Raw genomic sequence first — 24,850 nt, forward strand, 5'->3', positions numbered from 1 at the left:
TAACGTAGAAATAAGTTACCTCATTTGAACTATTTTATCAACGACGTATACCGTATTACCACGCCATGGCAATGCTCCTTTGTACTCTTTATAATGAAGATCGAAGAATTTACCGCTATTACTTTCTAATATACTGTAGATAGAATCGCTTTCTACAGAAAATACAAACTCATTACTAGTGACTACACCCGTACGGCTTCCACCGAAGCCTTCTTGGATAAGTTTGCCTTCATAAGTTTTAAAGAGATTTCCCTTTTTTACTGCGTAGTTTAAATATCCTGATTTAACGCCTTCGCCAAAGACAAAATAGTATTTCCAATATACGATGCCTCCAACGACTAAAAATGCTACTAAAACTAACCAACCTAAGAATGATTTCATTTTTGAACCTTTATTTTGTGTGTGTACCGATGAATCAGCCATAATTGAATTAATTGTTGTATTTAAATATACTACAATGTTTCAATAATTAAGATACATCTTACGATAAATTTCTCTACTTGTCAGCATAAAAGTACTTATAAAAGGAAAGCTCCATCCTAAGATGAAGCCCTCCATTATATACATTTACCTAAATGTTTACAAATTTACTATTTCTTCTTTGATTTTTTGTTGTGTATTTGAACTAATTGGAACTAATGGTAATCTCACGTAATCTTTTCCAAATCCAAGCTCTTGCAAGATATATTTTACACCACAAGGATTACTTTCTACAAAACATAAGTCAGTAATTTGCAGTAATTTATTATGGATTGGTCTAGCTTCTACATAATTGCCCTCTGCGCATAAACGCGCCAATGTAGAAACATATTTTGGATAAGCATTACCTATTACAGAGATAATTCCCACCGCACCTAAAGCCATCATTGGTAATGTAGCAGGATCATCTCCCGAAATTAATAAGAAATCAGCGGGCTTATCTCTCAATATTTCTGAGAATTGTGCAAAATTTCCTGAAGCTTCTTTAATCGCTACAATATTTTCAAAGTCATTAGCTAGACGCAAAGTCGTCTGTGCGGTCATATTTGAGCCTGTTCTTCCCGGGACATTATACAAAATAACTGGAAGTTTTGACGCTTCAGCTACTGCTTTGTAATGTTGGTAAATACCTTCTTGTGTTGGTTTATTGTAGTAAGGTGATACTGAAAGTATCGCGCAATAACCATCTGTATCAAAGTTTTTTATAGCTTCAATGATTTCCTGCGTATGATTTCCTCCTATACCAGCTACTAATGGTATTCTACCATTAACCTTATCCTTTGTAAATTTCCAAATCTTCTTCTTTTCCTCAGAGCTTAATGTAGCTGTCTCACCTGTAGTTCCTAACGAAACTAAATAATTCATACCCTCTTCGATTTGAAACTCAATTAAATTTCCTAAAGTTTCAAAATCTACACTTCCATCTTCATTAAATGGTGTAACCAACGCTACACCTGCTCCTTGAATCTCCGTCATTTTGATTTTTAAATTTATTATATAAGTTATTCTTGATTAATCATTTGTAATAGTTCCTTTTCAGAAATTATAGGAACATTTAATTTTTCTGCTTTTGCTAATTTTGAAGGCCCCATTTTGTCGCCAGCCACCAAATAATTCAGCTTTGCTGAAATACTACTTATCATTTTTCCGCCGTGTGATTCGATCAATTCTGTTAATTGCTCACGCGAAAAATCAACAAACACACCAGAAATTAAAAAAGTTTTTCCAGCTAATCCATCACCAGCAAGGATCACTTCTTTTTCTTCAATCTGAAATTGCAAACCATAGTTTTGAAGCTTATTTAGCTCCTCTACATTATCTACATCTTGTAAATAAGTGTGTAAACTTTCGGCTATACGAATTCCAATATCTTGTACCGAAGCAATTTCTTCAATGCTCGCGGATTTAATATTATCTAAAGATTTGAAATGAAAAGCCAATTTCTTAGCTACAGTTTCACCTACATGGCGTATTCCTAACGCAAATAATACTTTCTCGAAAGGCTTCGACTTTGATTCTTCAATACCTTTCAACATATTATCAATAGACTTTTGACCGAATCTTTCGATGTTGACCAATTGATCGCGTTTTGCTGCTAATGAATATAAATCCGAAATATGACGAACCAAATTCATGCGGTAAAGTGTCTCAATAGTCTCGTCACCGAGCCCCATAATATCCATCATTTTACGCCCAATGTAATGCTGGATTTTACCCACAATTTGAGGCTTACAACCATTTTCATTTGGACAATAATGTACAGCTTCGCCTTCTTGTCGCACCAATTCGGTTTCACATTCTGGACAATGCGTAGGGTAGTGGATAGGAGTCGCATCTGCTAATCGTTTGTCAGCATTAGCAGCGATTATTTTTGGAATAATCTCACCACCTTTTTCAACAAAAACGGTGTCTCCTTCGTGTAATCCAAGACGTTCAATCTCGTTTGCATTGTGTAGGGAAGCTCTTTTTACCGTTGTACCAGCGAGTAATACAGGTTTCAAATTTGCAACAGGCGTAACTGCACCTGTACGACCTACTTGGTAGCTTACACTCTCCAAAGTCGTTTCTACACGCTCGGCTTTAAATTTAAATGAAGTCGCCCAACGAGGTGATTTCGCTGTAAAACCCAGTTCTTCTTGGTAAGAGTAATCATTTACTTTGATTACAATTCCGTCGATATCGTAAGACAGTTTGTGACGTTTCACATCCCATGCATGCACAAAGTCTAAAACTTCGTCAATATTTGCACATAATTTGCTTTCTTCAGAAACAGGGAATCCCCATTCCTTTACTTTCGTTAGACTTTCCCAATGGGTAGCGAATAACTTGTTTCTGTTTTCCAAATACAAGAAATATAAGAAACAGTCTAAAGGTCTTTTCGCAACTTCTGCTGAATCCTGTAATTTAATGGTACCCGAAGCAAAGTTCCTTGGATTCGCATAGGTTTGCTCGCCATTATCTTCACGCTCTTTATTCAGACGCAGAAAAGCTGATTTGTGCATAAAGATTTCACCACGAATTTCAAATAATTCTGGGAAATCTGATTTTTTCAATTGATGCGGAATCTTACGTATAGTTTTGACATTTTGTGTCACATCATCTCCTTGCACACCGTCACCACGAGTGATACCTTGCACTAATTTTCCATTCTCGTAAGTCAATGAAATAGAAAGTCCATCAAATTTTAATTCACACACATAATCTACCGGGTGTCCAATCGCTTTTTGCACGCGATTATCAAAATCCCGTAACTCTTGTTCGTTGTACGTATTGCTCAGTGAGAGCATCGGCCAACGGTGTTTTACAGTTTTGAATTTGCTAGTAATGTCACCACCAACTTTCAATGTCGGCGAGTTTGGATCTCTATACTGAGGGAATTCGTTTTCTAATTTTTCAAGTTCTTTGAGTTTTATATCAAAGTCAAAATCCGAAATAGCGGAATTAGCCAGTACATAATATTGGTAATTATACTCGTTAAGTTCTGCTGTTAATTGTTCGATTCTTGCTTGAATATCTTGTGACATACGCGACGAAATTAATAAAATTAAAATGCTTAAAATAATTTAGAAACCAATATTTTATGAACTATAACTGCTAGGAGAATAGTGTGAAAATTGGATGTTCTATGAATTGAGTTGGGTTAAAAATTATTTGCTGATAAGTCAGTAAATTTTTGAATTTTATTCATATAAAAATCCCAAATAATGGATTTTTGATAGATTCCATTTTTGTTTGCTATTACAGAATATTTTTTACGTTTTTTAGAATTTCTAATGAAATTGATAAAAAAGTCTTGATGAGCACGACTTACAGCCCAGGCATCTTTGCCTTTTCCTTGAATAATAAAATGTATCAAGGCTAATAAATCCAGCCATAGACGGATAAAAATAACTACAAAAGCATTTGCAAGAGGTAAATTCTTCTGTAGCATAAAAAGATTATTTCTAAAATTTAGATACGTCTTTTTCGGATTGCTGGTATTAAGTGTTCCACCACCAACATGAAATACTGTACTTGTTGGACAATAGCCAATTTTGTAACCTAACTTTTTTAGGCGCCAACATAAATCAATTTCTTCCATGTGCGCGAAAAAATCGGCATCAAAACCTTGGGCTTCTTCCCAAGCAGATGATTTTATAAATAAAGCAGCGCCAGTGGCCCAGAAAATTTCCTTCTCATCATTATATTGACCTTGATCTTCTTCGGTGATATGGAGAATTCGTCCCCGACAAAATGGATAGCCTAAGGCATCTATATAGCCACCTGCTGCACCTGCATGTTCGAAATGTGTTTTCTTGTGGTAGGCAAGAATTTTAGGTTGGGCAGCGGCATAATTTTCACGCTCCATCATGTCGATTACGGGTTCAATCCAATTATCAGTTACTTCTACATCAGAATTTAATAGTACGTAATAATCAGCCTCAACTTTTTCTAGAACTTTGTTATAGCCACCAGCAAAGCCATAGTTTTGATCGTTTTCTATGACGCGGATATGGGGATAAATTTCTTTGACAAAAGACATAGAATCATCCGTCGACGCATTGTCTCCAATGACGAATTCAATATTAGGATAAGTACTGTTGTAAACCGAAGGTAGAAATTTCTCCAAGAAATATTTACCGTTCCAGTTTAATATTACTATAGCTACTTTTGGGTAATGTGTCATGCCTTTTCTCTTCGCTGTCTTTTCCATCTATTATGCGTCCAAAGCCAATATTCGGGCTTTCTTCGAATTAATTCTTCTGTGTATTTGTTATGAATATGCGTTATTTCAAATGGTTCATATGCAGAAGGATCTTCTACCAATGTAGTGAATTTTGAGTAATAATAGCCTCTTTTTTCTTTGGGTATGATTTCACAAAAAACAATTGGGTTATTTGTCATTTTTGCAATTCGCTCTGGACCGGTGTATACTAATGAATCTTGATTCAAAAATGTCAAGTAATAATCTGAATCTTGATATACTGGTGTCTGATCCGCTACGAAGACACTGAAATATGGAGAGTTTCTTAAACGTACAATGTGTCGTAATATTTGTTTCATAGGCACCATTGTAGCACCAAATCGGGTACGTATTCCATTGTAGACATCATCAAAATCTTTATTATTGAGTGGTTTGTATATAACCAATCGTGGAAAATCAGTCATAAATGACAAGCGATGAATTCCCCATTCCCAATTGCTATAATGAGAGGTGACACATATGATGCCTTTGCCAATATTCAGGTGTCTGTAAACTTCTTCGGTATTAATTAATTCAACTCTATCAATCACTTCTTGCTCAGTGATACTCGCCATTTTAATTGCCTCAACGATAAGATCAGGGAATTTTTTGTAAAATTTCTTTGCAATGAGTTGAATTTCTTCTTCTTTTTTTTCGGGAAAAGAATTTCTTAAATTTTTAAAAACAATCTTCTTCCGGTATCCGAAGACGTGGTAAATAAGTACGTAAAGCATATCCGATAAAAGATAGAGTAACCCAAAAGGTAATTTGGATAAACTCCAAAATGTATATCGAAGGATGCTTTTGCTCATTAACGTATCTTGCTTTTCTATGCTACAAATATCCTCAAATTAACTTATTTTTGCGGTAAATTTTAAGAAGTAAGTATAAATATGTCTAATTCAATCATTTTACCTGCGTGTTATCTTCCTCCAGTGCCTTATTTTCATGCAATTGCACGAAATGAAGGAAATATCATACTTGATAAACATGAGCATTTTCCAAAGCAAACTTTTCGTAATAGAACTGGAATAGCGACAGCAAATGGTATTTTGAATTTAGTTGTGCCTATTGATCATGGGCGCAAAATGCATATGCCTATGAAGGATGTCAAGATTAATTACGATCACGATTGGCAGCGTTTACATTGGTTGAGTATACAGACAGCTTACCGCAGTTCGGCTTATTTTGAATATTATGAAGATGATTTTAAAGCGCTTTATGATACGAATTATGAATATTTGTTCGACTATAATGTTGCGCAGTTAGAATTAGTACTAAAATGTCTTAAGTTAAAACGTACAATAGAGTTTACACAAAAATTTTCTAAGACTTATGATCAGCTAGATTTACGTAATCTCATTCATCCCAAAAAAGAATCAGTTTACGTAAATCCTAAACCTTATTACCAAGTTTTTGAGGAAAGAACTGGATTTATTCCGAATGTTAGCATTATTGATCTAATATTTAACCAAGGTCCCCAAAGCAAAAATTATTTGTAGTATATCTGCTCTCACATTCTAAAACTTTTAGAGCCTGTTGTTGTTATGAGAATATAAAGCCTAAAAGTATTTTATGTCTAAATATTTAACACTTGTTATTTGCCTGATTTGCGCTGTGCAAATTTCTCATGCGCAAAAGGGAGCTGATACTATTCACTACCGTAAGGTTTATTATTTTGCAGGAACTGGACTTGCTTTACCAATAGGTAAAACTAAAGAAGTACTTTCTCCAAAATTATTCTCGGGAAGTATGGGTTTGGATATTTCCTTGAAAAATCCCAAGTATTATCTCTATCCAGCGTTGTACACGTTTAATTTTGCTTACGATCAGAAGATTGCCGATAATAAATATAATCATACAATAGAAAATGGTAATTCAAGTATCTATATGTTAAGCTTAGCAGGTGGCACTCGTAAACAAATGAAACGTTTGAATACCTATGTCTATGCTGGTCCTAGTTTCGGATTAGTGAATGAGCCGCGTGCACAGCAAATTGGTACTACAGTCAAAATAGATTACAAACGTTCTTTTGCTATTGGAGGTAAATTGGGGATAGGTGCTGATTATAAATTCAAAAGTTTCTTTCTTGGTGGAGAAGCGGGCTATATGGGGCATTTGACAAGAATACAAGATCGCCCATTTCATGCTTTAACTGTATTATTCGGCTTAAAATCGGATATAACTAGACTCAGCGACAAGGTCGTCGAAATTATTATACCGTCTTCAAACTAAAAGTCATTTGTTAAAAAAATGTTAAAATAAAATATCTAAATAATAAAGTGAATGCTATATGCGTTTTATGAGTAGAAATTAATATTCATAATTTCATATTTAGGTTAATAATTGGTTTGGTAACCCCTGAAGCTCTCCGCTTCAGGGGTTTCTTTTTTATTTCTAATTATTCTTAATCTTGGCATATTATTTGATATTAAATATTCGAATATAAAATTTTCAATAATTTCATATTTAGGTTAATAATTGGTTTGGTAAACCCTGTACTCTCCGTACAGGGTTTTTTTATAATTCTTGCTTTCGATAATAATACTTTTTGTCTTCTTCCGTAATTTCACGCAACACTTTACAAGGGTTTCCGACAGCGATTACATTTGATGGAATATCTTTGGTAACTACAGATCCCGAGCCTATTACAGTATTGTTGCCAATATTTACATTGGGATTTATCACGGTATTTCCTCCGATCCATACATTGTCACCAATAGTTACAGGTAGTGCATATTCCAATCCTGTGTTTCTTATTTCGTGATGAATGGGGTGTCCTGCTGTATAAATCGCAACATTAGGTCCAAACATGACATTCTCGCCAATAGTTACAGGCGCGCAATCCAAAATTGTCAAATGATAGTTGGAAAAGAAATTATTTCCGATTCTAATATTGAAGCCATAGTCACAATAAAAAGGTTGTTCTATACAGAATAATGCATCTGTATTTGCAAATAAACCTCTAATTAGCCCTTTTCGTTCTTTATAATTTTTGGGATCAATTTGATTGTATCTATAACAAGTGCGTTGCGCTTCAAGTCTCGCTTTTTGTAATTCTCTATCTGAAGCCATGTATGGCTTTCCAGCAATCATTTTTTCTTTTTCTGTCATGCTTTTTGTCTGTGTGTGAATATTCCATTAAGATAGCTAAAGTCATTTTTATTCCATTAATTTAAGTTAAGAATCCGCTATACATTTATATTAAGTATCTTTGTAAAATCATTAAAGTATGGATAAACACATTTCAAATAGGATTGGTGTCATCGGGAGTGGTAGTTGGGCGACGGCTATGATTAAGATGTTGACAGACAATCTAACAGAAAAAGATATATATTGGTGGGTTAGAAAGCAAGAGGATATCGATTACATTCAATCGTATAATCATAATCCAAGTTATTTGACCGCTGTCGAAATTAAAATACCTTTTGAAAACATTTCTTCTGAAGTGAAGTTTGTATTTGATAGGAGTGATGTTGTCGTGTTAAATACACCTGCAGCTTATCTTAAAGATGCTTTGCAAGGTCTTACGGCAGATGATTTTAAAGACAAAATCATTGTTTCAGCCATAAAAGGCATTATTCCAGATGAAAATCAAATAATAGGTGAATACTTGACAAGCACGTACAATGTTCCCTTAGAAAATATAGTTGTAATAGGTGGTCCTTGCCATGCAGAAGAAGTTTCGCAAGAGAAGTTGTCGTATTTGACTTTTGGATGTAATACTATTGAAAATGCCGAAGCAGTTGCTTCATTCTACAAAAGCAGATACATCAATACCATTATTTCGGATGATATTTTTGGCATTGAGTATGGCGCTGTTTTAAAAAATATTTATGCTTTGGCAGGTGGAATTTGTCATGGCTTAGGTTTTGGAGATAATTTCCAAGCGGTATTGGTGTCGAATGCTATCCGCGAGATGGAGTATTTTGTAGAGGCTATAAGTCCCGCTTCAAGAGACATTAATGCATCCGCGTATTTAGGCGACTTGTTGGTGACTGCTTATTCACAATTCAGCCGTAATCGAACTTTTGGTAATATGATTGGTAAAGGTTACAGCGTGAAATCAGCACAATTAGAAATGAATATGGTAGCAGAAGGTTATTATGCATCTAATTGTATACAGGGTATTATCGCGCGATATCAATTGGATATGCCGATTTGCCATATGGTGTACCAAATCCTGTATAATAATAGTCCAGCAATAAAAGAAGTTAACATATTAGCACAGAAATTGTCGTAAAAATCATGACAAAACAACATATAGCAGCATCTTATCAGACAATACAAGACGAAATCACAAAAGCGCTTGAGGAATTAGATGGAGGAGCGAAATTCCAAGAAGAGATTTGGGAACGCGAAGGCGGAGGTGGTGGAAGAACCCGAATTATTCAAAATGGTAACATTTTAGAAAAAGGGGGCGTAAATTTTTCTTCTGTTCACGGAAAGTTGCCAGAACCAATAAAAAAGGCCTTTGGTGTAGACGAAGATGATTTTTTCGCTACAGGTGTGTCCATTGTTATCCATCCTAATAATCCGCATGTGCCTATTATTCACATGAATATTCGTTATTTTGAGTTGAATGAGCAGATTCGTTGGTTCGGAGGTGGTATTGATTTGACACCGCATTATGTCGTGGAAGATGACGCAGCATTTTTCCATCAACAACTTAAAAATGTGTGTGATAACCACAAAGAAACATTCTACGCTGAGTTTAAGACATGGGCTGATAATTACTTCTTTATTAAACACAGAAACGAAACACGTGGTATTGGTGGTGTATTTTATGATAAATTAACTCCCGAAAAAACAGGCTTGAGCTATGAAGAAATTTTTAATTTCTCATGTGATTTGGGAAGAGCTTTTGCACCAACATATATTGAGTTAGTTAATGAACATCGTCATCAATCTTTCACACAGCGTGAAAAAGATTGGCAATTGTTGCGTCGCGGACGTTATGTAGAATTTAACTTAGTTTACGATTCAGGGACTAAATTTGGATTAGAAACCAATGGACGTATTGAGTCGATTTTGATGAGTTTACCAGCACAAGCGAATTGGTTTTATGACTTCAAAGCAGAACCAGAATCAGAAGAGCAAAAAACTTTAGATTTGCTGAAGAAAGGTATTCAGTGGGTATAATTATCAACTATTAATGATAAATTTTAATCGTTTCAAACTAGATAATGGTTTGACAGTTTTGGTTCATGAAGACCATACTACGGCTATGGCGGTGGTGAATATTCTATATAAAGTAGGGGCTCGCGATGAATCTCCTGAGCAAACTGGTTTTGCCCATTTGTTTGAGCATTTGATGTTTGGAGGTTCGGTTAATATTCCGAATTACGATGCGCCGTTGCAATCTGTCGGCGGTGAAAATAATGCTTTTACAAGTAACGATATTACCAATTACTACATCACTCTTCCTTCGGATAATCTTGAAACAGCATTTTGGTTGGAAAGTGATAGAATGTTAAGTTTAGCTTTCAGTGAGCAAAGCTTAGAAGTTCAACGTCAAGTAGTTTGTGAAGAGTTTAAGCAACGTTATCTGAATCAGCCTTACGGAGATGTATATTTAAAATTACGACCTTTAGCTTACAAAGTGCATCCGTATCGATGGGCAACGATTGGTAAGGAATTGAAACATATTGAGGATGCAAAAATGGAAGATGTGAAAGCATTTTTCCATAAATTCTATACCCCTCAAAATGCCATTATGGTCGTAGCTGGTGATGTAACTTTGGAAGAAGTGAAAGCACTATCTGAAAAATGGTTTGCAGATATTCCGGCAGGAAATGCGTACGAAAGAAATCTGCCGCAAGAACCAAAACAAGTGGAGGCGCGTCAAGAAATCGTAGAGGCCGATGTACCTGTAGATGCTATTTATATTGCATTTCATGGAGTTGAGCGGTTGTCTCCAGATTACTATACCACTGATTTGATTTCTGATTTGCTATCTCGTGGTTCATCTTCGCGCTTGTATCGTTCTTTGGTAAAAGAAAATCAACTTTTCAGTGAGATTAATGCCTACATGATGGGCAGCATAGATACCAATATGTTTGTGGTCGAAGGCAAACCTTTAGCTGGTGTTTCATTAGAAGAAGCTGAGCAACATATTTGGAAGGAGTTAGAGAAAATTAAATCCGAAAAAGTAGAAGAATCAGAACTTCAAAAGGTTAAGAATAAAGTAGAATCGACGATGCTTTTTGCGGAATTATCTATTTTGGATAAAGCGATGAATTTAGCATTTTTTGAAATGCTAAGTCAGGCGGAAGATTACAACCAAGAAGTCGCAAAATACGCAGCAGTGACAGCTGATGATGTCCTACGTGTAGCTAAGGAGCTGTTTTCGAAAGAAAATTCTTCCACACTTTTTTACAAATCAAAAGAGAAGGAAAATGCTGAATAGAACGATAGCACCTGATTTTAAAGAGATAAAAGGTATTAACCTTGTGGAGCCAGAAAGGTTGGTTTATCCGAATGGCTTGAAAGCTTTTATTTTCCAGGCTACTGATTTGGATTTAATAAAATTGGAATTCACTTTTGATAATATTTTATTGAAAGAGCAATTAGCGATTTTGAATCCTGTACTTTCTTCGATGCTCAAAGAAGGAACCAAAACGTTGACATCGAAAGAAATAGCGGACACGGTTGATTTTTATGGAGCTTATTTAATGCCAGAATACAGTTTTGACCAAAGCTCCTTGACGGTGTATACGATGCATAAATACGTAGATAAGGTATTACCGATTCTAGCTGATATTTTGCAAAATTCCATTATTCCGCAATCGGAATTGGACATAAATATTCGAAACAATAAGCAATCGTTGCAAATATCTTTGCAAAAAAATGATGTGCTTGCAAGACGCAATTTTTATAAAGAGGTTTTTCAAGGTACGAGATATGGTGTTCTTCCTACAGAAGAAATTTATGATTCAATTTCACGTGATGCTATTTTAGCATTATATCGTCGACAAATACAACCTTCAAATTGCAACTTGTTTGTTGCCGGAAATGTTGATGATAAGATAAAAAACTTGATTTCATCGTTTTTTGGTCAAGAATGGGAGAATAAAGAAGAGCTCTACAAGCCTGCAAGTATAGAATTTGGTTCTTACGCTTCAGAATTGTACATCGAAGAAAAACCTGATGCTTTGCAATCCGCTGTTAGATTAGGCGGTTTAACTATCAATCGTAGAGATGCTGATTTTCCAGCTTTACAATTTGTAAATACATTATTTGGCGGTTTTTTTGGTTCACGACTGATGCGTAATATTCGTGAAGAAAAGGGATATACGTATAGCATCGGATCGTATATCGGGAATCTGAGGCATACAGGCTTTATTACCATAGCTTCGGAAGTGGGAGTTGATGTGACGAAGCAGACGCTCGCTGAAATTCGGAAAGAATTTGAAATATTACGCCAAGAAAAAACTTCGGAAGACGAAATTGGATTGGTGAGAAATTACATGCAAGGGATGTTGTTGGGAAGTTTGGAAAGCATATTTTCTCATGTAGATAAATTTAAAGCAGTTTATTTTTCTGGTTTAGATACTGATTATTACAGTTATTATTCTGATGTAATCAAAAATATGGATGCTAGCAAAGTTCAAGATATTGCAATCCGTTATTTCGATTACGATAAATTATTTAAAGTAGTAGTTGGGAAGATTTAGAAAACAAAATATTAAATCAGAAAGCTCAATGATTAATTTCATTGAGCTTCTGATTTAATAGAGTAGGAAAGGAGAAATTTCGGTTTGCCACTCTTCAATTCCTTCCTTTGTATTTATATTATGTTGTTTTAGATAATTAAAAGCATTTGGAATTCCTAGAAGCTTGTCTAAATGCCGGCTTCCAGTAGGATTTGCGTTTGTATAATAGTTTCGTTCGGTGAGTTTATCAGGGAATAATCGATAAATCAGTTGGATTAAATCAATAAAATACTGTACAGAATGAAATGTCTGTGGATTATTAGGAATAACTCTTAATCCATGACACAATTCTCCTGCAAAAAGACTTATTTCGGGTGTGTAATGTACAATTTCTAAAGTAGCATCAGTTAATTCTGCACTAGCTGAATTGTAAAGTAAATTGGCATCAATCCAAGGCGCACCAAATTGCGCAAATGGAAATTCAGTACCACGTCCTTCATTGATATTTAAGCCTTCGCAAAGACATGCTCCAGCATAAGTATAAATTGTTCCTCTATTTTGGATAGCAGGTGAAGTTGGAAAAAATGTATATCCGATATTTTCAGATCTATTCCAATTTTGCATTTTTAATACTTGTAAATCAATATTAGGATAATAAATAGCCTTAAAATATTGTGCTAATTCGCCAAAAGTACTATGATGAGTTATGGGCATGTTGAATCTTCCGATGAAAGAGCTACACGATTCGTGCAAAAATGGACCTTCAGCAAACTGAATAGCATGAGCCATTGGATTTGGACGATCTAAAAGTATTACTGGTTTATTATACTTTTCACAGCTTTCTAAGACATAAGTCATCGTCCATAAGTATGTGTAGAAACGCGCACCAATGTCCGGTAAATCTATTAGTATTATATCGATTTCTTCTAAATCATTTGCTGTAGGAGCAAGTTTTTCACTGTAGAGGCTTACAATAGGAATATTTGTTTTCGAGTCAATTTGGTGCTTAATATAAGCACCATCTTCTCCTTTTGTATCAAACCCATGTTCGGGCGCAAACAATTTTACAATTCTCAAGCCTGCTTCTTTTAAGGCTATTCTGCTATGTAAACCGTTGCAGGTCAACGATGCGGCATTACATACTAGACCAATTCGTGCGTGTTGATAATTTTTAGCTTGTGATATAAGCACATCTATGCCAAAAAGTACGGTAGATTTCATCACCGAAAATAGCAAATTACATGTGAAAATAAGATAGTCTAATTCTTAGCTGGTGGAATATTGTCCTTTTTATACTGTTTAGGACTGGTGTCGGTTACACTTTTGAATATTTTATGGAAATTCACAAAGCTATTAAAACCACTCTCGAAACTAATTTCTTTTAGATTCATATCGGAAGATTTCAGTAGTCTACAAGCATGAGAAACACGAAGTTCTGAGACAAATTGAATAGGCGTTTTTCCTGTTTTCTGTTTGAAATAACGGCAAAATGAATTTTTTGTCATTTTTGCTAAATCTGCCAGCGCATCCAACTCAACTTTACTGCGATAATTGTCTTTTATGTAATTTATTACATCGTTCATTCTTTTGTTATCAGATGAATGGTTGAAAACCTCATAATTCTCACTGATTAATAGTTTTGGATTGTTTTTCTGAAAATAATAAAGTGATTCAATCAGCTTTGTGATTTTTAATATATCCGACTGTTCACTTACATTATAAAAAAGGCTTGTAAATATCGATGAACACTGTTCGAGATACAGTGCTCTTGAAGAGTTTAGTATCAAATTTTGAAGATTCTTTGTTTCTTGGAGTTGAAAAAAATCATTTCCAAGGAAATTAGGTTTAAAATGAATAACTATACAATCAATTGGATTATGCTCATTTAAATAATCATCGTCAAATAACCAATAATGCGGTATATTAGGACCAATGAGTACGCAACTGTTTTCGGCAATACTTTGAATACAATCACCAACAAATAAAGTTCCTGTGCCTTTAGCCAAATAGATAAATTCAATCTCTTCGTGATAATGCCAAATGTTATGATTTTGAGGGTATGTATCCCTTCGCACATGAAGACTTTTGTGATAACTATCTGTTAAGCTCAATTTTTTCATAGTGATAGCCTAAATTTACTTGGTTATTCTTTGATCTTCTAAAACTACTAATTATTTGGGTAATATAGTTTATGTATTTGGTAAATTGGTTAATGCAAGTTTAAATGTTTACTAGTAAATTTACTTAATCAATTATAGACATCATTATGAGTAGAAAAGATCAATACACCTTTGCAATTATATTAATCACATCTTTATTCTTTTTTTGGGGCTTCATACATAATCTTGACCCTATTTTAATTAAACATTTGCGAAGTGCATTTAGCCTATCCCATTTTCAGGCATCGATGGTGGATTCTGCTGTGTTTTTTGCTTACTTTCTGTTGGCAATTCCGGCAGGTCTAATCATGCAGAAGTATGGCTACAAAGCAGGGATTTTGGTAGGATTAAGTTTATTTGCACTTGGATGTTTTTTATTTATCCCTGCCGCTAACACTGTTAGTTATACTTTCTTTTTGACAGCATTATTTATTTTGTCTTGTGGATTGACCATCTTGGAGACTGCCGCTAATCCCTATATTACTGTCTTGGGAGACCCTGCAAAAGCTACACAGCGCCTGAATTTTGCACAATCATTCAATGGTCTTGCTGCATCCTTAGCTCCAATTGTGGGCGGAATATTTATTTTGGCAGAGGAGCCAAAATCTGCAGAAGAACTAGCGCAGATGACGGATGTTGCAAAGGAAGCATATATCCAAGCAGAGACTGCATTGGTAAAAGGACCTTATTTGGTTTTAGGTATAATCATTTTGATTGTAGCGGTATTATTCTTTTTAACCAAGTTGCCTGATATAAAAGAGGAAGAATCAGATACTAAAGCCGGTTTTTTCAGTAGTCTACGTCATATAAATGTTCGTTGGGGAATTGTTGCACAATTTTTCTATGTGGGTGCACAAGTATATGTATTCAGTTTCTTATTAGTCTTTGCGGAAGATGCACTAGCTATGGCAGGCCAAGATGCCAAATACTATGCTGGGCTTGCCGGATTGCTGTTTATGATTGGACGTTTTGTTGGTACATTTTTTATGCGCTTTGTCGCACCATACAAATTACTGATGTTATATAGCTTATGCTCGATGTTATTATGCCTCGTTGTAATTTTAGGCACAGGGATGATAACACTATATGCTTTGGTAGGTATCACATTTTTTATGTCAATAATGTTTCCTACAATATTTGCGATCGGTATACAAGGTGTAGGCCGTGATACAAAGTCAGCTTCAAGTTTTATTATTATGTCAATAGTTGGTGGAGCGATTATTCCTCCGTTGGCAAGTGTTATAACTGATAATACAGGTAATATCCATTTATCATATAGTGTTGTATTTGTATGTTTTGTGGTTATATTATTATTTGGATGGTATACACGAAATGTACAGGCTATTAAAAATTAAATAAATAATGAAAAAATATGTATTAGCATTGGATTTGGTTGACGATGTAGAGCTGATAGCCGAATACGATAATTACCATAAAGAAATATGGCCTGAAATTAAAAAGTCCATATTGGATTCAGGTATTATAAATATGGAGATTTACCGTTTTGGTAATAGGTTGTGCATGTTGATGGAGACTGAAGATGGTTTTAGTTTTGAAAATAAAGGAAAAATGGACGCAGGAAACGCTAAAGTGAAGGAATGGGAAAATTTGATGTGGAAATATCAACAGGCTATTCCTGGGGCAAAAGCTGGTGAGAAATGGGTCATAATGGATAAAATATTTCAATTGTAATAATGGAAAGAGATAGGTTGCATTTTTTGCAGATACACCCTAAAGATAATGTATTAGTCGCATTGCGCGATTTAAAAGCAGGAGAGAAAATAGATTTCAATGGAATCAGTGTGTTGTTGCAAGAAGATATTAAAGCAAAACATAAATTCACGTTTTTTAACTGTGCGAAAGATCAAGAAATCTACATGTATGGCGTTTTAGTGGGAAAATTAAATTACGCTTTGCCCACAGGAAGTCTGATTAATGTAGATAATTTACGTCATGCTGCGGATGATTTTAAATTGGGCGAGCGCAAGTTGGATTGGCAGCAACCCGATGTTTCGGCATTTAAAAACAGAACTTTCCAAGGTTTTCACCGCTCCAATGGAAAAGTTGGGACAGCAAATCATTGGTTAGTTATACCATTAGTTTTCTGTGAAAATAGAAATGTATTGACTTTAAAGTCAGCTTTGGAAGAGAAGTTGGGATACAAAGTTCAAAGCAAAGACTATTCAAACGAAGTCGATGTTTTATTAGAAAAATATAAAGCTGGTGCATCAATTGATGAATTACTACAATTGGATTTAACATCTTCTACTATCACGCAAAAATCAAATAAACCATTTGAAAATGTGGATGGTGTTAAGTTTTTAAATCACGATATGGGATGTGGTGGCACTCGCATGGATTCTGATGCTTTATGCGGTCTTTTGGCTGGATATGTCACGCATCCGAATGTAGCAGGCGCTACAATTTTAAGTTTAGGTTGTCAACATGCGCAAGCATCAATATTAAAGGCTGAAATTGCGAAACGCGATCCGAACTTTAACAAACCATTGTATATTTTCGAACAACAAAAAGAAGGAACTGAAGCTGAATTGATGCAAAAAGCTATTAAAGCTACATTTGCAGGTCTAGCGCAAGCCAATACACAAACTCGTCAACCTGCAACATTAGATAAATTGTGTATAGGATTGGAGTGCGGTGGATCGGATGGCTTTTCGGGTATTTCTGCAAATCCTGCTCTAGGATATGTTTCAGACATTATTGTATCGTTAGGCGGTTCAGTGATTTTAGCTGAATTTCCAGAACTTTGTGGTGTAGAACAAGAATTAAGTGATAGATGCATAGATGAAAATACAGCCGAATGTTTTATGCACCTCATGAAAACCTATAATGCTAAGGCTGAAGCGGATGGATCGGGTTTCTATATGAATCCATCTCCTGGAAATATTCGTGATGGCTTGATTACGGATGCGATAAAGTCAGCAGGTGCGGCAAAAAAGGGCGGAACATCTCCTGTTAAAGCTGTTGTTGATTACCCCGAACTAGCGGACAGTCCTGGGCTAAACTTATTGTGTACGCCTGGTAACGACGTGGAAAGTACCACAGCTGAAGTTGCCGCTGGTGCAAATATTGTCTTATTCACCACAGGTTTGGGGACACCGACTGGGAATCCTATTACACCAGTAATAAAATTATCCACGAATACTACTATTTATGAGCGTATGCCTGATATTATTGACATCAACTGTGGGACAATAATCGATGGACAAGAAACTATTGAGGAAGCGGCACATCGTATCCTTGAATATGTAATCGAAGTAGCAAGTGGCAATGAAATTCCTAAAGCTGTGAAATTGGGGCAGGATGATTTTATTCCGTGGAGAAGAGGTGTTTCACTTTAAAAGGTCTTCTTAATGAATAGGTAAATGTGATAGAGTATTTCTATTCAACAAAAGATAATTAAAAAAAATACTGGGACTTATCTAATGAAAAATTCGATAATCCTGATGTTATTAAAGTCAATTGAAATAAAATGTCAAAATTAACAGGAAAAATCGCTGTAGTAACAGGAGGAGGAAGTGGTATAGGTCAAGCTATTTCCGAAGTTTTTGCACAAGAAGGAGCTCACGTGCATATCTTAGATTTGAATGCTGAAGGAGGAGAAAAAGTTGTGCATGGAATTATTTCGCATGGTGGAAAAGCTACATTGCATGTATGCTCTGTTGCAAATCAAGCAGAAATTATAAAAGCTATTGAGTCGATAGGACGTGTAGATATTTTGATTAATAACGCAGGAATTGCGCATGTAGGTAATTTGGAATACTGTCCTGAACAGGATTTTGAAAAAGTTTTTCAAGTTAACGTGAAAGGCGCCTATAATGCACTGTATGCGGTAATTCCTAAGATGAAAGCGCAGGGTGGTGGTGTAATACTTAATCTTGCTTCTATTGCGGCATTAGTCGGTATTTCGGATCGATTTGCCTATTCGATGAGTAAAGGGGCAATTTATGCTATGAGCTTGTCTGTGGCACGCGATTACATGAAAGATAATATTCGTTGCAATTCGATATCACCAGCTCGCGTGCATACACCTTTTGTAGATGGATTTATTGCGAAAAATTATCCTGGAAAAGAGGAAGAAATGTTCCATAAGTTGTCGGATTCGCAACCGATAGGACGTATGGCGAAACCAGAAGAAATCGCTAAATTGGCTTTATTCTTATGTTCGGATGACGCGGCTTTTATTACAGGGAATGATTATCCTATTGATGGAGGATTTATAAAATTAAACAACTAAAACTAATATACATTTAGATATGAAATTAATAAGATTTGGTGAGGTAGGACAGGAGAAATGTGGTGTTCAAATTGAAGGTAAAAATTATGATGTTTCATCTTTTGTTTCAAATTATGATGAGTCATTTTTTGCAAATAATGGCTCGGAAAAATTGCAAGGTTATTTGGATGAAAATACAAATAAATTAGCCGAATTGTCTGCGGATGTGCGTTTAGGTGCTCCGTTTGCAAGACCTTCAAAAATTGTTTGTATAGGTTTGAATTACAAAGATCATGCAGAAGAAACTGGTGCTGCATTGCCAGCTGAGCCTATTATTTTCATGAAATCTACGACCGCTTTAGTTGGTCCAAATGATACAGTCGTTATTCCTAAAAATTCAAAAAAGACCGATTGGGAAGTTGAATTTGGGATTGTAATCGGTAAAAAAGCTACTTACGTAGAAGAATCTGAAGCATTGGATTATGTGGTTGGATATGTATTGCACAATGACGTATCCGAACGTGAATTCCAGATCGAGCGTGGTGGTACTTGGGATAAAGGAAAAGGCTGTGATACTTTTGCTCCTATGGGACCTGTGTTGACAACAAAAGAAGAAATTAAAGATATCAATAATGTCAATCTTTGGTTGAAAGTTAATGGTAAAACATATCAAAACGGTAATACTAAAAATTTAATTTTCTCGGTTCCATTTATCGTTTCTTATGTTTCACAATTCATGACTTTATTGCCAGGGGATGTTATTTCTACGGGCACACCAGCAGGAGTGGGGTTAGGTTTCAATCCTCCTATTTACTTGAAGGAAGGCGATGTGATTGAATTAGGAGCAGATTATTTGGGAGAACAGCGACAAGAGGTCATTAACTATAAAAAATAGATCATGCGTATAGATACCCACCAACATTTTTGGATCTATGACAAAGACCGAGATTCATGGATAACAGAGGAAATGTCTGTTATTCAACGCAACTTTTTGCCAAATGATATTTCTCAAACTTTAAAAAATAACAACATTGATGGTGTTGTGGCAGTACAAGCTAGTCAGTCACATCAAGAAACCTATTTTTTGACAGAACTTTCGCAAGTCTATAAAATGATTAAAGGTGTCGTTGGATGGGTAGATTTGCGTTCATCTCAAATTGAGGCATACTTAGAAGAGTTTAGAAAGCACGATATTATAAAAGGCTTTCGTCATGTAATAGAGGGAGAGCCCGATGGTGACTTTTTGATTAAAGATGATTTTCTTAGAGGAATTGAAAGTTTGACGGCTTTTGATTACACCTACGATTTACTCATTCGTCCGCGTCATTACCAAAGTACATTGGAATGCGTACGGTCTAATCCTAATCAAAAATTCATGCTGGATCATATGGCTAAGCCGGCTATTAAAACCAAAGAATTTGAAGATTGGGCTGTTTTCATAGAAGCTCTTTCTAATTTTCCAAATGTGTATTGTAAAATATCGGGGTTGGTAACTGAAGCTGATTGGAAAAATTGGGAGTTAGATCATTTTACACCATATGTTAATCACGTAATCAAATCTTTTGGAAAAGATAGAATATGCTTTGGTACGGACTGGCCAGTATGTTTAATTGCAGCAAGCTATGAACAATGTATTGAAATTGTTCAAGATAAAATGAAGGATTTTACAGCGAAAGAGCTTGAACAATTTTGGGGTCTGAATGCCGTGAAATTTTATAATCTAAAATAAATCAACCATCTAACCATTATGGATTTAAATTTAAAAGATAAAGTATTCATCGTTACGGGTGGAGCAAAAGGAATAGGAAAAGGTATTGTATTAGCTTTAGCTAAAGAAGGCGCCATTCCTGTTATTGTAGGAAGAAAGCAAGTTGACAACAATTTGGTGCGTGATGAAGTACTAGCCTTAGGCAGTGAATGTTTGTGTATTGAAGCAGAATTGTCTATTCCTGAAGAATCAAAGAAAACAATTGATCTTGCGCTTGAACAGTATGGTCGAATTGATGGTATTATAAATAATGCAGGTCAAAATGATGGCATTGGTTTAGAAAATGGCAGCTATGAGGGGTTTATCGAATCATACCATAAAAATGTAGTGCACTATTATCTAATAGTTCATCATGCATTGCAAGCTTTGAAAGATTCTAAAGGCGTAATCGTAAACATTAGTTCTAAAACAGCGGAAACAGGCCAAGGAGGAACTTCAGGTTACGCAGCATCTAATGGCGCTAGAAATGCTTTGACAAGAGAATGGGCTGTAGAACTTTTACCTTACGGTATTCGTGTAAATGCGATAATCGTTGCTGAATGTGCTACACCACAATATGATACGTGGATTCAAACACTGGACAATCCCGAAGAAACATTAAAGAAAATTACCGATAGAATACCGTTAGAGCATCGCATGACTACGCCAGCAGAAATAGCAAATACAGCAGTATTTTTATTGTCAAATCGATCTAGTCACACAACAGGCCAATTGGTATATGTGGATGGAGGTTATGTGCATCTCGACCGTGCATTAATAAAAGAATAAGGGATATTTACTCCCTTATTCTTTTATTAGTTATAATAAATTTTAGATAAACTTTCGGTATCGAAGCCTTTATCTAAGACTCCATCAAATTGAAATTTAGAAGTCTTATTTTCTGCTAAAGTACCTTCAGCAGTATTAGCAAAAACCTTTGTATTATTTAGGTTTTTGTTTGTTTTAATCATTTCCAATACATTCCATCCTGATAATTGAGGCATTATAATATCAGTGATTACAATATGAGGTTTGGAATTTTCAATGTATGAAAGTGCTTTGTGCGCGTCTTCAAAATATTGAATGTTCTTATAATTATTGAATATCTGTTTAGCAAGCAATATATTGATCTTATTATCGTCAATGAGAACGATAGACGTATCATTAGGTAATAGTTTTTTGGAATTAGAATTTCCTTCTTTTTTCGTTGTCGGGGATTTATCTAGTGATAATGGTACTTGCAAAGAGAAGGTCGAGCCAATACCCAATTGACTTTTAACACTCAATTTACCTCCAATATGTTTTGCTAATAACTGTGAAATATGTAAACCAAGTCCAAATCCAACTTTTGTCTTTTCACCTTCCACAGTATAGTATTTTCTGAAGATTTGATCAATTTTTTTCTCGTCAATACCTATACCAGTGTCTACAACGTCAATTTGAATTTTATCTCCAGCGATTTTACTTACTACTTTGATTGTTCCTTTGTTCGTGTATTTAAGTGCGTTGCTTATTAGATTCGAAATAATTTGTCTTAATCTAAATTCATTAGATTTTATTGTTAGAATATCATTAAGATGGTTCTCATTTATAAAATTAAGACCTTTTTGATTTGCTTGATATTTGTGTAAACTAAAGGTATCATTGACGATTTTTGATATATACACTTCATCCATTACGACATCTATTGCTTGGGATTCTATTTTGCTGAGGTTAAGAATATCATTTACAGTATTGTTAATAAGATTAATATCGTAATTGATATTTGAAAGAATTTTATCGTCTATTGCTTCTGTTTTTTTAGAAGTCAATAATTTCACCACACCCTTTAAAGAATATAATGGAGAACGTATTTCGTTACTTATATTCGCTAATAAATTTGTTTTTTCTTCAGCTAATTTTGAAGCGTATTCTTTTTCTTTTATCAGCTTTTTCTCATATTTAGAAACAACATATTGGTAATAAATAATAAACATTAACATCAATAGTATAACACAAAGTGCCATTATTGCATAAGATCTAAATTTTTGTGTATTCAATTTGTAAAGAATATAATCGTCTTTTTCCGCACTTCTAAACTTTGAATATTCTATCTCTCGAATCGTTTCGATAGACTTTTTAAGGTCATTAATGAGTTGATAATTAGATGTTATTAGCTTCCTTTCCTTTTCTTTTGAGCGTAATATATGCTTCTTAAATTGGAGAAATTCTTAGAATAACTTTCTTCATTTGTTCGAATTAAATTTTCAATATTTTTCTGTACAATATCTATCTGATTTACATTCAAAACTGCTGAACTAGAGGTATTTAATACAGTATCGTTTTTCGCATTAAATATTCTTTTGAATAAGCTTTGTTTTTTCTTTACGATTGTATCAGCATCTACCTCTACTCTCGCTAATGTATCATTAAGTATACGGTTAATGACAGAATCAGAATTGGTAAGTCTTCCTCTTTGTTGACTTCTTAATCCTATATTGTTTTTGCTGAAATTTTCGTCGGCAAAAATTATTAAGTTGTCAATTTGTTTTTTCAATGCCAAATATTGCATTGAAAGTGACTGGTCAAGAACTTCAATCTCTTTCTTAGCAGAATTAGGTGTATTACTTGTAGGAATTGAATCTAGTGTATGGATTATTTTATTTAAGGTGTCTAATTTATTTTGATAATCCTTAAAACTCTTATCATCAAATGAGATGGCATATAATCGAAATAAATTGTCAACCTCAGTAAATGTCGAAAACAATTCATAAAGCACAGGTGAAAGCTTTGAATTGTTTGAGTACGCAATATTTAATCTATTCTCAATTTCTTTATACTGTTTGTATTGAGAAATAAAGATTGTACACAGTAAAATAAATGATGTTATTATAACTACTAATAATAAGAGTCTCAGTAATAAAGTTTTTCGAAATCGCACGGTTGTTCAGTTTAATATGCGAAGATTCCAAAAAGAAAACTAACAATTTTAAATTTCACGAAATACTTTCTTTCTGTTATAATTGTTTTCTTATTAAAATAATTTTATTTAATATTAAATCCTAATTTCTTTAATCCTTCTTTAATCTCTGGTGCATTCATAAATAAGTTCCAAATGAACTGCGATCTGTAGTTTTCAATCATTACAACAATAGGTCCTTGGTCAATTGCCAAGTAACGTTGTGGAAACCAATTAGCCGTCTCGCTATACGCATCATAAAACCCATAATCCCCCCAAACTTTTGATTCTAAATTATTGAAAAGGTAATTTGCAAAACTCATACTTTCTTTCGGAGCATAAGGCATTGATGCTAAGGCTGCGGTAGGAGATATGACGCCTTTATCATTATCGGGATGATGTGCATCATACCCACTTACAGAATAGCTTGCTGTCAATCCCCAACCTTTGTCAGCTCCATATCCCACAAAGTTATTTGGATTTCGTTTTGCATGTTCAATATGTATTTGCGTATGATTATGGACTATTTTTCCATAATCTACATATTCGTCTTTTAAACCATTAGGGTTTAATCCTAAAAAACTATAATGTGACCAAAATAATGGACCTACTTCACCTGGATGAGCATTATGTTTTGCTTCAGTAGGAAGGCCATATTTTTGGATGTCTGTTTTAATTTGACCGCTTCTAGCCCAACCGCGGTCATAAACTTGTTTTTCAATAGGAAATGTAGGGGAAGACGCCGCTAATACATAGGTAATTAGACATTCATCAAAACCTTGGATCGGATGATTCATTCCAAATTCGTGTTCTGGACTCCAATGCCAATAAATCACATCCTTACCATTTGTGTAATGCTTCCAATTTATTTCTTTCCAGATATTGTCTGCTAATGCTGCTATTTCTTTTTGCTCTTGCGTACCATTTTTATAATATTCTCGCACACAGATTAGTGCTTGCGCTAAAAATGCCGTTTCAACAATGTCGCCTCCATTATCTTTATCCCCAAAAGCTTTTACTTTTCCGCTAGGTCCTTCATACCAATGTGCATAGGCGCCTTGGAACCTAGGTAATTTAGAAAGATATGTAAGTGATTTCTTAAAGCGATCCTGAGCTTCTTGAGGTTGGATAAACTTGCGTTGTTCGGCAACCAAAATACCCATTAATCCAAATCCACTACCACCGATAGTGATGACGTCCTTATCATTTTGAGGATATTCACCATCCATATGGATACGTTCTCTAGCCAAACCTGATGTTGGCTCAGCACCTTCCCAAAAGTATTTGAATGTTTGGTGTTGGATTTTTGTTAGTAAATCTTCTGTTGCTTTATCGTGCTTATTAATATCAGATGATTTGCATCCTAAAAATAAACATACTGCTAAAATATATATTAATTGTATTCTCATAGTGTA

24 protein-coding genes are annotated in these 24,850 nt (G+C 34.8%); 13 read left to right on the plus strand and 11 right to left on the minus strand.

The features are described 5' to 3' along the window. Positions 1 to 15 precede the first annotated feature (15 nt). The 5 genes from GOQ16_RS13255 to GOQ16_RS13275 form a co-directional block, all read right to left on the minus strand. On the minus strand, positions 16 to 423 hold the full coding sequence (locus GOQ16_RS13255) for a hypothetical protein (RefSeq protein WP_204987486.1): 408 nt from the start codon (positions 421 to 423) through the stop codon (positions 16 to 18). 156 nt (positions 424 to 579) lie between these two features. Continuing rightward, on the minus strand, positions 580 to 1,455 hold the full coding sequence (dapA, locus tag GOQ16_RS13260) for a 4-hydroxy-tetrahydrodipicolinate synthase (protein WP_160069719.1): 876 nt from the start codon (positions 1,453 to 1,455) through the stop codon (positions 580 to 582). 26 nt (positions 1,456 to 1,481) lie between these two features. Then, positions 1,482 to 3,503: an NAD-dependent DNA ligase LigA gene (gene ligA, locus GOQ16_RS13265; protein ID WP_160069720.1), complete on the minus strand. Its 2,022-nt coding sequence runs from the start codon at positions 3,501 to 3,503 to the stop codon at positions 1,482 to 1,484. A gap of 116 nt (positions 3,504 to 3,619) precedes the next feature. After that, the gene (locus tag GOQ16_RS13270) at positions 3,620 to 4,672 is read right to left on the minus strand and encodes a glycosyltransferase family 2 protein (protein ID WP_240141045.1); all 1,053 of its coding nucleotides are present in this window, start codon (positions 4,670 to 4,672) and stop codon (positions 3,620 to 3,622) included. Further along, positions 4,642 to 5,514 carry a lysophospholipid acyltransferase family protein gene (locus tag GOQ16_RS13275; RefSeq protein ID WP_160069721.1) on the minus strand — a complete coding sequence of 291 codons (873 nt, stop codon included), beginning with the start codon at positions 5,512 to 5,514 and terminating at the stop codon, positions 4,642 to 4,644. Before GOQ16_RS13275 ends, GOQ16_RS13270 begins: the two co-directional genes overlap by 31 nt. Before the next feature lie 81 nt (positions 5,515 to 5,595). On the opposite strand from GOQ16_RS13275, the gene GOQ16_RS13280 reads away from it, so the two are divergent. Continuing rightward, on the plus strand, positions 5,596 to 6,204 hold the full coding sequence (locus GOQ16_RS13280) for a WbqC family protein (RefSeq protein WP_160069722.1): 609 nt from the start codon (positions 5,596 to 5,598) through the stop codon (positions 6,202 to 6,204). A 73-nt stretch (positions 6,205 to 6,277) separates the two neighbouring features. Further along, a complete protein-coding gene (locus GOQ16_RS13285) occupies positions 6,278 to 6,937 on the plus strand; it encodes a hypothetical protein (protein WP_160069723.1) in 660 nt (219 codons plus the stop codon). Between the two features lie 285 nt (positions 6,938 to 7,222). Here GOQ16_RS13285 and GOQ16_RS13290 read toward each other — a convergent pair whose 3' ends face one another. Beyond that, positions 7,223 to 7,816 (minus strand): sugar O-acetyltransferase, encoded by a 594-nt coding sequence (locus tag GOQ16_RS13290; RefSeq protein ID WP_160069724.1) that lies wholly within the window; start codon positions 7,814 to 7,816, stop codon positions 7,223 to 7,225. A gap of 118 nt (positions 7,817 to 7,934) precedes the next feature. Here GOQ16_RS13290 and GOQ16_RS13295 point away from each other — a divergent pair, with 118 nt between their 5' ends. Genes GOQ16_RS13295 through GOQ16_RS13310 form a run of 4 tightly spaced genes read left to right on the plus strand, consistent with a single transcriptional unit; the run spans position 7,935 to position 12,378 of the window. After that, the gene (locus GOQ16_RS13295; protein WP_192922531.1) at positions 7,935 to 8,945 is read left to right on the plus strand and encodes an NAD(P)H-dependent glycerol-3-phosphate dehydrogenase; all 1,011 of its coding nucleotides are present in this window, start codon (positions 7,935 to 7,937) and stop codon (positions 8,943 to 8,945) included. Positions 8,946 to 8,947: 2 nt separating this feature from the next. Next, the gene (gene hemF / locus GOQ16_RS13300; RefSeq protein ID WP_160069745.1) at positions 8,948 to 9,844 is read left to right on the plus strand and encodes an oxygen-dependent coproporphyrinogen oxidase; all 897 of its coding nucleotides are present in this window, start codon (positions 8,948 to 8,950) and stop codon (positions 9,842 to 9,844) included. A 13-nt stretch (positions 9,845 to 9,857) separates the two neighbouring features. Beyond that, on the plus strand, positions 9,858 to 11,111 hold the full coding sequence (locus GOQ16_RS13305; protein ID WP_160069725.1) for a M16 family metallopeptidase: 1,254 nt from the start codon (positions 9,858 to 9,860) through the stop codon (positions 11,109 to 11,111). Beyond that, positions 11,101 to 12,378, plus strand: coding sequence for a M16 family metallopeptidase (locus tag GOQ16_RS13310; protein WP_160069726.1), 1,278 nt, complete (start codon positions 11,101 to 11,103; stop codon positions 12,376 to 12,378). Before GOQ16_RS13305 ends, GOQ16_RS13310 begins: the two co-directional genes overlap by 11 nt. A 54-nt stretch (positions 12,379 to 12,432) precedes the next feature. Here GOQ16_RS13310 and GOQ16_RS13315 read toward each other — a convergent pair whose 3' ends face one another. Together GOQ16_RS13315 and GOQ16_RS13320 are read right to left on the minus strand one after the other, a co-directional pair. Then, positions 12,433 to 13,578 carry an exo-beta-N-acetylmuramidase NamZ family protein gene (locus GOQ16_RS13315; protein ID WP_160069727.1) on the minus strand — a complete coding sequence of 382 codons (1,146 nt, stop codon included), beginning with the start codon at positions 13,576 to 13,578 and terminating at the stop codon, positions 12,433 to 12,435. A gap of 38 nt (positions 13,579 to 13,616) precedes the next feature. Continuing rightward, positions 13,617 to 14,477: an AraC family transcriptional regulator gene (locus GOQ16_RS13320; protein WP_160069728.1), complete on the minus strand. Its 861-nt coding sequence runs from the start codon at positions 14,475 to 14,477 to the stop codon at positions 13,617 to 13,619. 146 nt (positions 14,478 to 14,623) lie between these two features. Between GOQ16_RS13320 and fucP the strand changes: the two genes are divergently transcribed. The 7 genes from fucP (at position 14,624) to GOQ16_RS13355 (ending at position 21,286) form a co-directional block, all read left to right on the plus strand. Next, positions 14,624 to 15,871: an L-fucose:H+ symporter permease gene (gene fucP, locus GOQ16_RS13325; RefSeq protein WP_160069729.1), complete on the plus strand. Its 1,248-nt coding sequence runs from the start codon at positions 14,624 to 14,626 to the stop codon at positions 15,869 to 15,871. Positions 15,872 to 15,878: 7 nt separating this feature from the next. Then, positions 15,879 to 16,208: an L-rhamnose mutarotase gene (locus tag GOQ16_RS13330; RefSeq protein WP_160069730.1), complete on the plus strand. Its 330-nt coding sequence runs from the start codon at positions 15,879 to 15,881 to the stop codon at positions 16,206 to 16,208. Positions 16,209 to 16,210: 2 nt separating this feature from the next. Continuing rightward, positions 16,211 to 17,875, plus strand: a complete 1,665-nt coding sequence (locus tag GOQ16_RS13335) for a UxaA family hydrolase (RefSeq protein WP_160069731.1) — start codon at positions 16,211 to 16,213, stop codon at positions 17,873 to 17,875. 131 nt (positions 17,876 to 18,006) lie between these two features. Beyond that, complete coding sequence (locus tag GOQ16_RS13340) at positions 18,007 to 18,771, plus strand: SDR family NAD(P)-dependent oxidoreductase (RefSeq protein WP_160069732.1); 765 nt, start codon at positions 18,007 to 18,009, stop codon at positions 18,769 to 18,771. A 19-nt stretch (positions 18,772 to 18,790) separates the two neighbouring features. Beyond that, the gene (locus GOQ16_RS13345; RefSeq protein WP_160069733.1) at positions 18,791 to 19,645 is read left to right on the plus strand and encodes a fumarylacetoacetate hydrolase family protein; all 855 of its coding nucleotides are present in this window, start codon (positions 18,791 to 18,793) and stop codon (positions 19,643 to 19,645) included. A 3-nt stretch (positions 19,646 to 19,648) separates the two neighbouring features. Then, a complete protein-coding gene (locus GOQ16_RS13350) occupies positions 19,649 to 20,479 on the plus strand; it encodes an amidohydrolase family protein (protein ID WP_160069734.1) in 831 nt (276 codons plus the stop codon). Positions 20,480 to 20,497: 18 nt separating this feature from the next. Beyond that, positions 20,498 to 21,286, plus strand: coding sequence for an L-fucose dehydrogenase (locus GOQ16_RS13355; RefSeq protein ID WP_160069735.1), 789 nt, complete (start codon positions 20,498 to 20,500; stop codon positions 21,284 to 21,286). Between the two features lie 26 nt (positions 21,287 to 21,312). Here GOQ16_RS13355 and GOQ16_RS13360 read toward each other — a convergent pair whose 3' ends face one another. The 3 genes from GOQ16_RS13360 to GOQ16_RS13370 form a co-directional block, all read right to left on the minus strand. Continuing rightward, positions 21,313 to 22,473 (minus strand): ATP-binding response regulator, encoded by a 1,161-nt coding sequence (locus GOQ16_RS13360; protein ID WP_160069736.1) that lies wholly within the window; start codon positions 22,471 to 22,473, stop codon positions 21,313 to 21,315. Between the two features lie 176 nt (positions 22,474 to 22,649). Further along, positions 22,650 to 23,417, minus strand: coding sequence for a hypothetical protein (locus GOQ16_RS13365; protein ID WP_160069737.1), 768 nt, complete (start codon positions 23,415 to 23,417; stop codon positions 22,650 to 22,652). A 104-nt stretch (positions 23,418 to 23,521) separates the two neighbouring features. Then, the gene (locus GOQ16_RS13370) at positions 23,522 to 24,844 is read right to left on the minus strand and encodes a glucoamylase family protein (RefSeq protein ID WP_160069738.1); all 1,323 of its coding nucleotides are present in this window, start codon (positions 24,842 to 24,844) and stop codon (positions 23,522 to 23,524) included. Between the last annotated feature and the right edge of the window lie 6 nt (positions 24,845 to 24,850).

Source organism: Sphingobacterium bovisgrunnientis (assembly GCF_009829085.1).
Taxonomy (GTDB): domain Bacteria; phylum Bacteroidota; class Bacteroidia; order Sphingobacteriales; family Sphingobacteriaceae; genus Sphingobacterium; species Sphingobacterium bovisgrunnientis.